Origin of the sequence: Nonomuraea zeae (genome assembly GCF_005889725.1) — a bacterium.
GTDB classification, from domain to species: domain Bacteria; phylum Actinomycetota; class Actinomycetes; order Streptosporangiales; family Streptosporangiaceae; genus Nonomuraea; species Nonomuraea zeae.
Genome location: NZ_VCKX01000105.1, coordinates 1 through 12569, shown reverse-complemented (window position 1 = coordinate 12569; position 12569 = coordinate 1). Strand labels below are relative to the sequence as shown.

Sequence of the window (12569 nt, the reverse complement as noted above, 5' to 3'; positions counted from 1 at the left end):
GAAATTCTGATCCGAATCATGTTCTACTAGGGGCATGAAGCTGAGCCGCGAGATCTCCGACGATGGCCGCTTCGTCCGGCAGCCCAACCGTTTCACGGACCGGCTCTGGTCTCCCGAGCCCGGTCGCTACCGGCTCTACGCCTCCTATGCCTGCCCCTGGGCCCATCGCGTGCTGATCGTCCGCGCGCTGCTCGGCCTGGAGGACCTGCTGGACGTCACGATCGTCGATCCCATCCGCGACGAGAAGGGCTGGCGGATCCCCGGCGGCGAGCCGGAGTACCTGTCGGACCTCTACCACGCGACCGAGCCCGGATACGCGGGCCGCTACACCGTCCCGTGCGTCTGGGACACCGTGGACAAACGGATCGTCACCAACGACTTCCCCCAGATCACCCTCGACCTCGAGACGTCATGGGGCACCTCGCCCAACCTCTATCCCGAGCGGCTGCGCCCCGACATCGACATCATGAACGACCGCCTCTACCACGGCCTCAACAACGCGGTATACGAGGCGGGCTTCGCCCGCGACCAGCAGGCGTACGAGGAGGCGGTGGCGCGGGTCTTCTCCACGCTCGACTTCCTGGAGGTGCGGCTGGCCGAGTCGGGCTTCCTCTTCGACACGCTCACCGACAGCGACGTGCGCCTCTACACCACCCTGGCCAGGTTCGACGCCGTCTACTACGCGCACTTCAAGTGCTCGATCAGGCGGCTGATCGACTATCCGGCGCTGTGGGCGTACGCGCGCAGGTTGTACGCCATCCCGGCCTTCCGCGAGACCACCGACTTCGACCAGATCAAGCGTCATTACTACATCACCCAGACCAACATCAACCCGAGCCGGCTCGTACCGGTCGGGCCCGAGCTGGACTGGAGCCTGTAGGCGCGGGCATCCGCAGGAACAGCAGGGCCGACGACAGCAGCACCACGGCCGTGACGCCCCAGGCGGCGGCAAGGCCCGCCTGGGCGGCCAGCGAGGCGATCGTCAGGTTCGCCACGATCCCGCCGGACTGCTGGGACAGCGAGCTCGTCGAGGTGACGGTGGTGCGCTCGGCGGCGGTGACCGCGTTGTGGGTCATCTCCAGGCACAGCACGCTCGTCACCGCGATGCCGACGAAGAGCACGACGTAGGCCAGCCCGGCGCTCGCCAGCCCGGGCAGGCCGCCCAGACCGGCCGTCGCGGCCAGCGCCCCGACTGAGAGCGCGGCCAGCGCGGTGCCCGCGATCGCGCCCCTGGCCGAGCCGCCCGCGATCCGGGCCGCGCGGGGCGCGAGCGCGCTGCCGATCGCGCTGCCCGCGAACCCGAGCGCCGCGACCACCGCGTAGGCCAGGCTGCCGCGCTCGGCCGTGCCCGCCAGCTCGGCGAGCCGGCCCGGCGTGAGGAGCTCGATGGTCATCAGCACCACGCCGGACGCGGCGGCGGCGAGCATGAGCCTGCGCAGCATCGCGCCGCCCGCGGCCAGCCGCACGCCGGCGGCCACCGTGGCGGGCACCTCGCGCAGCACGCTCGCCAGCAAGCGGCGCTCGTGCGCCGGCTCCGGCAGCGCGAACACCACCACGACCAGCAGCACGGCCGCCGCCAGCGCGCCCAGCATGGGCGGCGCGGCCAGCGGGACCACCAGCGAGGGCGGCACCAGGAGCGGCACGCCGCCGCCCGCCAGCACGCCGATGCACAGGGCCACGGACTCCATCGCGCCGCCCCTGGCCAGCCCCGGCTTGAGATCCGCCTCGTGGCCTTCGATCCCGTGCAGCGTGTCGACGTACCAGGAGGTGGCGGGACCGCTGGACAGCGCCCTGGCCACGCCCTTCAGCGCCCCGCTCAGCAGGAACATCCAGAACGTGGTGGACACGCTCATCAGCGCCAGCCCCGCCACCGTGAACGCGGCCGACGCGGCCAGCACCACGCGCCGCCCCACGACGTCGGCCAGCCCGCCCGTGGGCAGCTCCAGGCTCACCGTCACGATCGAGAACACCGTCACCGACAACCCGACCTGCGCCAGGCTGAGCCCCCGCTCGGTCATCAGCAGCACCATCGCGGCCATCATGAGCCCCACGGGCAGCCAGGTCAGGAAATTCACCAGCATGTAGCGGCGTAACGCCGAACGTGCGGTCACGACTCTTCCTTCCGCTCGCGGGGGAAGCCCCCCACCCAGATGTGGACCGGCGCCGTGTCGGAGTCGCCCGCGTGGCGCTCGGCGAGCTCGCGCAGGATCTCCTCGGTACGCGCCATGAACTCCCCCAGCGCGGCCGGTGGCAGCACGAAGAAGTGGTCGCTCAGGCCCGCCACCTCCACCCACTCGGGGGACCAGGCGCTCTCGTCGAACCCCTGGGCGGCCCGGCTGAGGGCCTCGGCCTGCCACATCCGCATGACCTCGACCGCCTCGCGCCCCTCGGGCGTGCCGGTCAGCTCCCGGCTGTTCCACGAGGTGTAGCGGTGGCGGGCCCGCCAGCGGCGCTCGCGGCCGTCGTGCTGGTCGTCGTCGTCCTCGATGAAGCCGTGCTTGAACAGCTCGCGCAGGTGATAGCTGGTCGAGCCGGAGCTCTCGCCCACTTTGCGGCCGAGCTCGCTGGCGGTGGCCGGGCCGTCGCTGCGCAGCAGGCCGAGCAGCCGGGCGCGCAGCGGGTGGGCGACGACCTTGAGCACCCGCGGGTCACTGATCTGGTAGCTGTACTCCACCTCATCACCATAGACTGCAAAAAAGATTTTGCAAATATAATTTTGCGGTTTTCCGGCTCGTACACTGGTCGGATGCTTGACGACATCTGGGTGGACGACTCCGTCTTCGCGCTGCGCCCCGACTTCGCGGTGCTGATCGTGACCGCGCACGGCCTGCGCAACGGGCCCACCGACGACCGCTCCCGCGCGTGGCTGGCGGCGGCCTCCGAGCTGGAGGTCCAGGCGGACAAGATCGACGCGTGGAAGGACGCCTACCGGGCGTTCGGGGCCAAGCCGCAGCGGACGCGCCCCTCGGTCGACGCGCTCACCCGCAGGATGCCGTTGCCGGAGATCAACCAGGTCGTGGACGCGTACAACTCGATCAGCGTGAAGCACGCGCTGCCGATCGGCGGCGAGGACCTCGACCACTACCACGGCACCGCGCGGCTGGTCAGGGCCACCGGGGACGAGGCGTCGGAGGAGGCGCTCGGGCAGCCCGAGGCCGGCGAGGTGATCTGGCGCGACGACACCGGCGTCACCTGCCGCAGGTGGAACTGGCGGCAGGTGGTCCGCACGCGGCTCACCGAGGAGACGACCAACGCGATCTTCCTGCTGGAGCGGCTGGAGCCGCTGTCACTGGAGGAGCTCAAGGAGGCCGGCGAGGAGCTGGCGAACCTGCTGTCCGAGTTGTCCCCTCAGGTGCGGATCTCCAGCAGGTTGGTATCCAGCGGGAAATAAACCTCCGGGCGCGACGTTGATACCAAAGAGTAATAATTGCTGCACCACCCGGATTGACTAGGCAGGCGTGACCTCTTTGCACGGTCCTGAGAGGATCGTTCGAGGCGGCACGCGCTCTGCGGCGCGTGCTGCCGGTCCGGGCGAGTAGCCTTGGACAGGTTCTCTAACATCAACGCCGATCTGCGGAAGAGGGCGATTTCCGCCGTGTCGTCTGAGTCGTCGCGGACAAACCCGCTGGCAAGCTTTGGTCAGAACGAATGGCTTGTCGACGAGCTGTACCAGAAGTACCTCCAGGATCCTGAGTCTGTCGACAAGGCCTGGTGGAACTTCTTCGCTGACTACAACCCTGATTATGGACCGGGCAGAGCCCCGGCAAGGGAGGCGGCGAACGGCACTGTGACCGCCCCCGCTCCTCCACAGGCGCCGCCCAAGGCGCCTCCGGCAGCCGAGAAGCCGAAGCAGCCCGCCACTCCGGTGCCCAAGGGCGCCGAAGAGGTCAAGCTGCGCGGCGCGGCGGCTCGCACCGCGGCCAACATGGACCTGTCGCTGACGGTCCCGACCGCGACGAGCGTACGGGCCATCCCGGCCAAGCTGCTCATCGACAACCGCATCGTGATCAACAATCACCTCAAGCGGGGTCGTGGCGGCAAGATCTCCTTCACGCACCTGATCGGTTTCGCGATCGTCAAGGCGCTGAAGGCCATGCCGGAGATGAACTACTCCTACACCGAGGTCGACGGCAAGCCGACTCTGGTCAAGCCCGAGCACGTGGGCTTCGGCCTGGCGATCGACGTACAGAAGAGCAATGGCGAGCGCCAGCTCCTCGTGCCCTCCATCAAGGGCGCCGAGGAGATGGACTTCCGGCAGTTCTGGATCGCCTACGAAGAGGTCGTGCGCAAGGCGCGCGCCGGCAAGCTGGGCGTCGACGACTTCTCCAGCACCACGATCTCGCTGACCAACCCCGGCACGATCGGCACCGTCCACTCCGTTCCGCGCCTGATGCCCGGTCAGGGCACGATCATCGGCGTCGGCGCGATGGAATACCCGGCCGAATACCAGGGCGCGTCCCCCGACACGCTCTCGCGCCTGGCCGTCTCCAAGGTCATGACGCTGACCAGCACCTACGACCACCGGATCATCCAGGGCGCCCAGTCGGGCGACTTCCTGCGCACGATCCACCGGTTGCTGCTCGGCGAGGACGGCTTCTACGACGAGATCTTCGAGGCGCTGCGGATCCCGTACGAGCCGGTGCGCTGGGTCCAGGACATCTCGGCCTCCCACGACGACGACGTGGCCAAGTCCGCGCGCGTGATCGAGCTGATCCACGCCTACCGCGTGCGTGGCCACCTGATGGCCGAGACCGACCCGCTCGAGTACAAGCAGCGCAAGCACCCCGACCTCGACATCCAGTCGCACGGGCTGACGCTGTGGGATCTGGAGCGCGAGTTCGCCACCGGCGGGTTCGGCGGCCGTCCGCTGATGAAGCTGCGCGAGATCCTGGGCGTGCTGCGCGACTCCTACTGCCGCACGGTCGGCATCGAGTACATGCACATCCAGAACCCCGAGGAGCGGGCCTGGATCCAGGCGCGGGTGGAGAAGCCGCACGCTTCCCCGGCCCGCGACGAGCAGCTCAACATCCTGTCGCGGCTCAACACCGCCGAGGCGTTCGAGACGTTCCTGCAGACGAAGTTCGTCGGCCAGAAGCGGTTCTCGCTGGAGGGCGGCGAGTCCCTGATCCCGCTGCTCGACTCGGTGATCAGCGACGCCGCCGACGAGGACCTCGACGAGGTCGTCATCGGCATGGCGCACCGCGGCCGGCTCAACGTGCTGGCCAACATCGTGGGCAAGTCCTACGCGCAGATCTTCGGCGAGTTCGAGGGCAACATCGACCCGCGCACCGCGCACGGGTCCGGTGACGTGAAATACCACCTCGGCGCGTCCGGCGTGTTCACCGCGCCCAGCGGCAAGACGATCACGGCGTCCGTGGTGGCCAACCCCTCCCACCTGGAGGCGGTCGACCCGGTCCTCGAAGGCGTCGTACGCGCCAAGCAGGACCTCCTGGAGCGCGGCGAGGAGGGCTTCACGGTCCTGCCGGTCCTCGTCCACGGTGACGCGGCCTTCGCCGGCCAGGGCGTCGTGGCCGAGACGCTCAACCTGTCGCAGCTGCGCGGCTACCGCACCGGCGGCACCGTGCACGTGGTGGTCAACAACCAGGTGGGCTTCACCACCTCGCCCGCCTCGTCCCGCTCCTCGGTCTACGCGACCGACGTGGCGCGGATGATCCAGGCGCCGATCTTCCACGTCAACGGCGACGACCCCGAGGCCGTGGTGCGCGTGGGCGAGCTGGCCTACGAATACCGCCAGGCGTTCCGCAAGGACGTCGTCATCGACCTCATCTGCTACCGCCGCCGCGGCCACAACGAGGGCGACAACCCCGCCTTCACCCAGCCGCTGATGTACGACCTGATCGACGCCAAGCGCTCGACCCGCAAGCTCTACACCGAGGCGCTGATCGGCCGGGGCGACATCACGGTCGAAGAGGCCGAGCAGGCGCTGCGCGACTACCAGGCCAAGCTGGAGCAGGCGTTCACCGAGACCCGTGAGGCGGCCAAGAAGCCGCAGGAGGCGGCCGCCATGCGGGTGCCCCCGGCGGAGGTCGTCAAGTGGTCGCACGACGACACGCCGACCGCGATCACCGACGAGACGCTCAAGCGCATCGTCGACACCCAGCTCAACCTGCCCGAGGGCTTCACGCCGCACCCGCGCCTGGCGCCGGTGCTGCAGCGTCGCGGTCAGATGGTCGAGCAGGACGCGATCGACTGGGCGATGGGCGAGACGCTGGCCTTCGGCTCGCTGCTCATGGACGGCCACCCGGTGCGCCTGGTCGGCCAGGACTCCCGGCGCGGCACGTTCACCCAGCGCCACGCCGTCCTGGTGGACCGGATGACCGGCGCGGACCACACGCCGCTCAAGAGCTTCAACCAGGGCACCACGAAGTTCTACGTCTACGACTCGCTGCTCAGCGAGTTCGCGGCGCTCGGCTTCGAGTACGGCTACAGCGTCGTCCGCCCGGACGCCCTGGTCGCCTGGGAGGCGCAGTTCGGCGACTTCGTCAACGGCGCCCAGACGATCATCGACGAGTTCATCTCGTCGGGCGAGCAGAAGTGGGGCCAGAAGTCCTCGGTCGTGCTGCTGCTGCCGCACGGTTTCGAGGGTCAGGGCCCCGACCACTCCTCGGCCCGGATCGAGCGGTTCCTGCAGGTCTGCGCACTCGACAACATGACGATCGCGCAGCCCACGACGCCGGCCAACTACTTCCACCTGCTGCGCTGGCAGGTGGAGTCGGAGCGGCACAAGCCGCTGGTCGTCTTCACGCCGAAGTGGCTGCTGCGGCACAAGGCGGCCACCTCCAAGGCGGCCGACTTCACGACCGGCACCTTCCAGCCGGTCCTGGGCGACAAGACGGTCGATCCGGCCAAGGTCACCAAGGTGGTCATGTGCTCCGGCAAGATCTACTACGAGCTGGCCGCCGCGCGTGACAAGTCGGGCCGCGACGACGTCGCGATCGTCCGGCTCGAGCGCCTCTACCCGTTCCCGTCCGAGGAGCTGGGCGCCGAGCTGGCCCGCTACGGCGCGCAGGCAGAGCTGGTCTGGGCGCAGGACGAGCCGGTCAACATGGGGCCGTGGCCCTACCTGACGCTCAAGCTGGCCGAGGACCCCGGCACGCTGAGCGGGCGGCAGCTGCGGCGTGTCTCGCGCACGCCCAACAGCTCGCCGGCCACCGGTTCGCACAACTCGCACGACACCGAGCTCGAGCAGATTCAGCACGAGCTGTTCGGCTGACACTCCGGTCCCGGCTCCGGCCGGGACCGAGTGCTGAAATGGCAGGTGCCGACCTACGGCGCCTGCCATTTTCGTCGGCGGCGACCGCGCCGCGGACGCTGGTACAACGGATGGACGGAGAGCGATGTACTTCACCGATCGGGGGATCGAGGAGCTGGTCGAGCGGCGGGGCGAGGAAGAGGTGAGCCTGCTGTGGCTGGGTGAGCGGCTGCGCGAGTTCGTGGACCTCAACCCCGAGTTCGAGACCCCGGTCGAGCGGCTGGCCACCTGGCTGGCGCGCCTGGAGGACGACGAGGACGACTGACGGTCCGCGCTCCTCCTGCGCTCCCCCTGCGGTCCGCCGGTGAGCGCCGCCGCGCTGAAGGGCGTGTCCCCCTGACCCCGGCCGGACCCCGGAAGGTCACACGCGATACATCTTGAGTTTTCGCCATACGCGACATATCGTGTTTTGTGTAGGGAGACGGGGTCACCAGGAGGGACGGGGTCATGCAGCAGTGGACGATCGAGGAGCCCGAACAGCTGACGTTCGGCGACGTGAGGACGCTCGACGTGCGCATCGTCGCCGGCCGGCTGGACGTGCTCGCCAGCGAGGGGCCACCCACGCTGGAGGTCTCCGAGATCGAGTCGGTCTCGCCCCTCATCGTGACCTATGACGAGGACGCCCGGTCGCTGATCATCGCCTACAAGGATCTCACCTGGGACGGCCTGCTCGGCTGGCTGCGCCGCGACCGGCGCAGGACCGTGCTCGCGATCACGGTCCCCAAATCCTGCCGGGTCAACGCGGGCGTGGTGTCCGCGCCTGCCGTGGTGGCCGGCTTCGAGAAGGTGACGCACGTCAAGAGCGTGTCGGGCGAGATCGTGCTCGACGCCGTGAGCGGCGACGTGGTGGCCAACACCGTGTCGGGCGCCGTCGAGAGCCGGGCGATGGACGGCGACCTGTCGTTCAGGAGCGTCTCCGGCGACCTGACCGTGGCCGACGGCACCCCGCGCCGGCTGAGGGCGAACACCGTCTCCGGCCGGATCACCGCCGACCTGGCGCTGAGACCGACGGGTCACGTCACTCTCAACAGCGTGTCCGGCGCCATCCTGGTCAGACTGCCTGAGAACGTAGAGACGGACGTCAGCGTCAGATCCACCTCGGGCAGGCTGGTCAGCACGTTCGAGAAATTGTCCAACACGAGTGGCCCCGGCTCCAAGTCGCTGTCGGGGCGGCTGGGTGGTGGCATGGCCTCACTGTCGGCGATCACCGTCTCCGGCGAGGTCACGCTGCTCAAGGGAGAGAAGGAATGAGCCCTGTCTTCGGTCACGGCCGGCTCCGGCTGTACCTGCTCAAGCTGCTGGAAGAGAGCCCGCGTCACGGCTATGAGGTCATCCGGCTGCTCCAGGACCGCTTCCTCGGCGTCTACTCGCCCTCTCCCGGCACGATCTACCCGCGTCTGGCCCGCCTGGAGGAGGAGGGCCTGGTGACGCACGAGGTGGTCGAGGGCAAGAAGGTCTTCTCGATCACCGACAAGGGTCGCGACGAGCTGAACAACCGGCTCGACGAGCTCGACGACCTGGAGCAGGAGATCTCCGCCTCGGTGCGCGACATCGCCCGCGAGGTCAAGGAGGACGTCCGCGACACGGTCAAGTCGCTGCGCGACGAGCTGACGAGGATGGCCAAGGACGTGCGCACGGGGCCGCGCGAGGACGCCAGGCGCTTCAAGGAGCAGCAGAAAGAGGACTTCAAGCGGCTCAAGGAGCAGCAGAAGCGGCAGTGGATGGAGCACGCCTATCAGTGGCAGGGGGAGGGCGAGCGGCTCAGCACGGAGTGGCGCCGGATCTGGTCGGAGGTCTGGGCCACGCTCGGGGGCGCGCCGCCCAACCGCGCCGAGCTCGACGCCGAGCTGGGCGAGCTGCTGGCCGACTTCGTGGCCCAGGCCCGTGAGGGCGCCTCGGACTCGCGGCTGACCCCGGAGAAGCTGGCCGAGCTGCGTACGGCGCTCGACGACGCCGCCCGCCGCGTGCGCGACATCCTCGAATCCTGACCCCGGGTCCGGGCCATGGACCTCTGAGCCCCCTGGCCCACCGTTGAGAACTCCGGGGCCGGCCGTCAGGCGGAGCGGAGCTGGCGCTGGAGCCGGCGCGAGCTGCGCGCCGCCTTGCGGGCGTGGTAGGCCAGCGGCATGTACCGAAGACGCTCGGGCAGGCGCGGCGTCAGCATCGCCACCGCGTGCCCGAGATGCCGCAGCCGCCGCTCCTCCCTGGCCGTCCACCGCAACCCCAGCTTCGCCCGCACCGCGGGCGGTAGCGTGCCGACGGTCACGAAGTAGTTGAACTCCCCCGACCCCACACCGACGGGCGTCCACAGCCGCCGCAACGGCCTGGGCAGTCCCGGCGGCGCCGGCGTGCCGCGCATGACCGCCAGCACGTCGAGCGCGGTCGGATGCGCCTCCAGCCGGTCGGCCACCATCTCGTCGAAATAGCGCCAGAACCCGTCGAGGTCGTCCGGCATCTCCCGCTCGGGCACCCGCAGGATCGCACCGAGGTGGCGCGACTCGGCGTAGAAGCGCCGCTGCTGCTCGACGGTGAACGGCGTGCCGAAATAGCGGTTGAGCGCGATGAAGCGCTCGAACAGTGACAGGTGCACCCACGCCCACGCCTCACCGTTGAGCGCGTGGTAGTGCCGGCCGCGCTCGTCCACCCCGCTGATCGGCTTGTGCAGCTCGCGCAGCCGCTCGCCCTCCGCCGGGCCGCCGGCTCCCGCGTACACCCATTTCTGGACGGAGACGAGCGTGCGGGTGAGCCGCCCCCACGGGTCGGCCTTGTACGTGGAGTGCTCCGCGACGGCCGCGCCGACCGCCGGGTGCATCGTCTGGATGACCAGCGCGCTGCCGGCCACGAGCAGGTTGCGGTATTCGCCCGCGGTGTCCCAGTGCATCGAACCTGGGCCGAAGGGCTCAACGTCCATGATGGCGGCCTCCCGGGTGATACAACCTCACTTCCCTTGTATCACCCCGGAAGCACATAAGTAACCCTTCACTTATTCAGCCAGTAAAGACGATTTTTCCGAATATCTCCCCTTCGGCCATCGCAGCGAACCCCTCCCGCGCCTCGCTCAGCGGCAGCGTCCGGTCGACGACCGGCCGCAGCCCGGTCTGCTCCAGGAACACCGCGAGCCGCTGGAGCTGATCACGCGTCCCCATCGTGGAGCCGACCACGGACAGCTGCAGGAAGAAGACCCGGTTGAGGTCGGCGGGCGGGACGGCGCCGCTGGTGGCGCCGCAGACCACGATGCGCCCGCCGGGCTTGAGCGACTTGAGCGAGTGATCCCAGGTCGCCTGCCCCACGGTCTCCAGGACCGCGTCCACCCGCTCGGGCAGCCGCGCCCCCGGCTCGAAGACCTGGTCGGCGCCGAGCTCGCGGGCGCGCTCGCGCTTCTCCTCCGAGCGGCTGGTCGCCCAGACCCGGTAGCCGCCGGCCCGGCCGAGCGCGATCAGCGCGGTGGCGACGCCACCGCCCGCGCCCTGCACCAGCACGGTCGAGCCGGGCTCGAGCCCGGCCTTGTCGAAGAGCATCCGGTACGCGGTCAGCCAGGCCGTCGGCAGGCAGGCGGCGTGCTCGAAGCTGAGCGAGGCCGGTTTGGGCACGAGGTTGCGGCGCGGCACGGCCACCCGTTCCGCGAACGTGCCGTCGTAGGTCTCCGACAGCAGCGTGCGCTTGGGATCGAGGGTCTCGTCGGGACCCGTGCCGATCACCGAGTGCACGATGACCTCGTTGCCGTCCTCATCCACCCCGGCGGCGTCGCAGCCGAGCACGATGGGCAGCCGGTCCTGCCGGATGCCGACGCCCTTGAGCGTCCACAGGTCGTGGTGATTGAGCGCGGCCGCCCGCACGGAGACGGTCGTCCATCCGTCCGGCGCCTTCGGCTCCGGATGCTCGCCGAGCGTCAGCCCGGCGAGTGGGTTGTCGGGGTCAGTCTGTGTGGCGGTTACGGCGAACATGGCCGCACCCTACTTCAGCGTGATCTGAATCTCTTCGAGCGCCCTCTCGCGGAACGAGCGCGGCCCGGTGACGGCGATCCGCACCCCGTGGCGGCACACGGACTCTGCCCGCCGCCCCCGCCCGTCGATCACGACCGGCACCGCGGTCGTACCCTGGCAGCCGGGGGCCGGCACGAGCGCGATCATCGGCCCGGCCCCGCCGCCGAACCAGAGCTGCGGCCCGACCGGGTAGCCCTCCGCGGTCTCCCCCGGCTCCGCGAGCCGCACCGGACCGCCTGCCGACAGGACGAGGTAGCCCTTCTTCGTCACCCGGCCCTTGAGCCCGCGCGCCAGGGCCAGCCGCTGGTCGAAGGTCAGCCCCTGCCCGCGGTCGTACACGGCCAGCCGCCACGGCCCGAACTCGAACAGCAGCACCTGCCCGTAGGAGCCGCTGCCTGCCTGGCGCGGCCAGAGCGTGACGTTGTCGGCGTAGCTCCTGATCGGCTGGCCGCCCCGGGTGATCTCGATCTCGCCGTTGTACGGGGCCAGGAGCTGGCGGTATTTCCCGTCCACCCACACGCCCACGAAGGGCCGCAGCCCCATCGAGTCGAGGTCGAGCTCGGCCGGGTAACGCACCTCCGCCCGCCGCCCGTCGGGGAACACCGCCTCGAAGACCTCGTCGCGCCCCTTGGCCTTGGCAGGGACGTTCAGGACGTTGGGCGCGCTCTGGACCCTGGTCAGGGACCTGATGGGATCGGGAGCCGGCACGACGGGCCGCGGCTCGGGGTCACGGCTGCTGAGCACGCCGACGACGGGGATCAGCAGGAGCGCGAGAACCACCGCCAGCCCGATCCACCGGCGACGGCCGCGCTCGCCTGACTCGATGACGTCGAACTGGTCAGCCACGACGTTCCTAGCCCGAGTGATGGCGGCTTGCGCCCTTGCTCCCAGTTCAGTTGAGCGGTGACCGCCGGCGCAAGCCCTCGAACCTGGCGAAATCGCGGTCGCAGGTCACGAATTCACAACCGTGCTCGATGGCGAGTGCGGCGAGGTAGGCGTCGGGCTCGAGATTGCCGGTCGAGCGAGTCTGCCTCCGCCGTTTGGCCTTACCAGGAAGCCACGTTGACCTTCCCGTCAGTTGCGAGCCGTACCGGCTGCCCCACCAGCTCCCGTGACTCCGCGTCCGCCAGCAACTCCGGCTCCTCCGTCACCGCGTGGGCCCGCGAGCCGCCGGGCACGTCCACCACCAGCACCGCCCGCTCCGTCGCGCCGTCCCGGCCGTGCGCCACCGTGTACCCCGCCACCACCGCGGGCCCCTCGTACGACGCCGCGATCGGCACCCCCTTGGCCGCGAACACGGGCGCCGCTCCCCC

Annotated in this window: 12 protein-coding genes and 1 pseudogene; 6 read left to right on the top strand and 7 right to left on the bottom strand. The window is 69.8% G+C overall.

All coding sequences use genetic code 11. The annotated features are described in order from the left end of the window. Positions 1 to 34: 34 nt before the first annotated feature. Positions 35 to 880: a glutathione S-transferase family protein gene (locus tag ETD85_RS29860; protein ID WP_138693131.1), complete on the top strand. Its 846-nt coding sequence runs from the start codon at positions 35 to 37 to the stop codon at positions 878 to 880. On the opposite strand, the gene ETD85_RS29855 is transcribed toward ETD85_RS29860, so the two are convergent. Together ETD85_RS29855 and ETD85_RS29850 are read right to left on the bottom strand one after the other, a co-directional pair. Continuing rightward, the gene (locus ETD85_RS29855; protein WP_138693130.1) at positions 828 to 2111 is read right to left on the bottom strand and encodes an MFS transporter; all 1284 of its coding nucleotides are present in this window, start codon (positions 2109 to 2111) and stop codon (positions 828 to 830) included. The genes ETD85_RS29860 and ETD85_RS29855 overlap by 53 nt on opposite strands. Continuing rightward, complete coding sequence (locus ETD85_RS29850; protein WP_138693129.1) at positions 2108 to 2674, bottom strand: winged helix-turn-helix domain-containing protein; 567 nt, start codon at positions 2672 to 2674, stop codon at positions 2108 to 2110. Before ETD85_RS29850 ends, ETD85_RS29855 begins: the two co-directional genes overlap by 4 nt. A 72-nt stretch (positions 2675 to 2746) precedes the next feature. On the opposite strand from ETD85_RS29850, the gene ETD85_RS29845 reads away from it, so the two are divergent. The 5 genes from ETD85_RS29845 to ETD85_RS29825 all read left to right on the top strand — a co-directional run bounded on the left by ETD85_RS29845 (position 2747) and on the right by ETD85_RS29825 (position 9261). Beyond that, a complete protein-coding gene (locus ETD85_RS29845) occupies positions 2747 to 3391 on the top strand; it encodes a B3/B4 domain-containing protein (protein ID WP_138693128.1) in 645 nt (214 codons plus the stop codon). Between the two features lie 204 nt (positions 3392 to 3595). Beyond that, the gene (locus ETD85_RS29840; protein WP_138693127.1) at positions 3596 to 7234 is read left to right on the top strand and encodes a multifunctional oxoglutarate decarboxylase/oxoglutarate dehydrogenase thiamine pyrophosphate-binding subunit/dihydrolipoyllysine-residue succinyltransferase subunit; all 3639 of its coding nucleotides are present in this window, start codon (positions 3596 to 3598) and stop codon (positions 7232 to 7234) included. A 124-nt stretch (positions 7235 to 7358) separates the two neighbouring features. Beyond that, positions 7359 to 7538: a DUF6104 family protein gene (locus ETD85_RS29835; RefSeq protein ID WP_138693126.1), complete on the top strand. Its 180-nt coding sequence runs from the start codon at positions 7359 to 7361 to the stop codon at positions 7536 to 7538. 182 nt (positions 7539 to 7720) lie between these two features. Beyond that, on the top strand, positions 7721 to 8524 hold the full coding sequence (locus tag ETD85_RS29830; protein WP_138693125.1) for a DUF4097 family beta strand repeat-containing protein: 804 nt from the start codon (positions 7721 to 7723) through the stop codon (positions 8522 to 8524). Beyond that, on the top strand, positions 8521 to 9261 hold the full coding sequence (locus ETD85_RS29825) for a PadR family transcriptional regulator (RefSeq protein WP_138693124.1): 741 nt from the start codon (positions 8521 to 8523) through the stop codon (positions 9259 to 9261). Before ETD85_RS29830 ends, ETD85_RS29825 begins: the two co-directional genes overlap by 4 nt. Positions 9262 to 9326: 65 nt before the next feature. Here the strand turns inward: ETD85_RS29825 and ETD85_RS29820 are convergent, their stop codons facing one another. The 5 genes and pseudogenes from ETD85_RS29820 to ETD85_RS29800 form a co-directional block, all read right to left on the bottom strand. Next, on the bottom strand, positions 9327 to 10184 hold the full coding sequence (locus ETD85_RS29820) for an oxygenase MpaB family protein (RefSeq protein ID WP_138693123.1): 858 nt from the start codon (positions 10182 to 10184) through the stop codon (positions 9327 to 9329). 76 nt (positions 10185 to 10260) lie between these two features. Continuing rightward, positions 10261 to 11217 (bottom strand): zinc-binding dehydrogenase, encoded by a 957-nt coding sequence (locus ETD85_RS29815; protein ID WP_138693122.1) that lies wholly within the window; start codon positions 11215 to 11217, stop codon positions 10261 to 10263. Positions 11218 to 11226: 9 nt separating this feature from the next. Then, positions 11227 to 12102 (bottom strand): hypothetical protein, encoded by an 876-nt coding sequence (locus tag ETD85_RS29810; RefSeq protein ID WP_138693121.1) that lies wholly within the window; start codon positions 12100 to 12102, stop codon positions 11227 to 11229. A gap of 46 nt (positions 12103 to 12148) precedes the next feature. After that, positions 12149 to 12334, bottom strand: coding sequence for a PIN domain-containing protein (locus tag ETD85_RS67570; RefSeq protein ID WP_138693152.1), 186 nt, complete (start codon positions 12332 to 12334; stop codon positions 12149 to 12151). Continuing rightward, a pseudogene (locus tag ETD85_RS29800) lies at positions 12303 to 12569 on the bottom strand (acetyl-CoA synthetase); the annotation flags it as partial. The pseudogene ETD85_RS29800 and the gene ETD85_RS67570, both read right to left, overlap by 32 nt.

Excerpts from the sequence above, each read along its gene's own strand:
- ETD85_RS29860 (WP_138693131.1), top strand. The coding sequence starts at position 35 with ATGAAGCTGAGCCGCGAGATCTCCGACGATGGCCGCTTCGTCCGGCAG.
- ETD85_RS29845 (WP_138693128.1), top strand. The coding sequence starts at position 2,747 with ATGCTTGACGACATCTGGGTGGACGACTCCGTCTTCGCGCTGCGCCCC.
- ETD85_RS29835 (WP_138693126.1), top strand. The coding sequence starts at position 7,359 with ATGTACTTCACCGATCGGGGGATCGAGGAGCTGGTCGAGCGGCGGGGC.
- ETD85_RS29830 (WP_138693125.1), top strand. The coding sequence starts at position 7,721 with ATGCAGCAGTGGACGATCGAGGAGCCCGAACAGCTGACGTTCGGCGAC.
- ETD85_RS29825 (WP_138693124.1), top strand. The coding sequence starts at position 8,521 with ATGAGCCCTGTCTTCGGTCACGGCCGGCTCCGGCTGTACCTGCTCAAG.
- ETD85_RS29820 (WP_138693123.1), bottom strand. The coding sequence starts at position 10,184 with ATGGACGTTGAGCCCTTCGGCCCAGGTTCGATGCACTGGGACACCGCG.
- ETD85_RS29815 (WP_138693122.1), bottom strand. The coding sequence starts at position 11,217 with ATGTTCGCCGTAACCGCCACACAGACTGACCCCGACAACCCACTCGCC.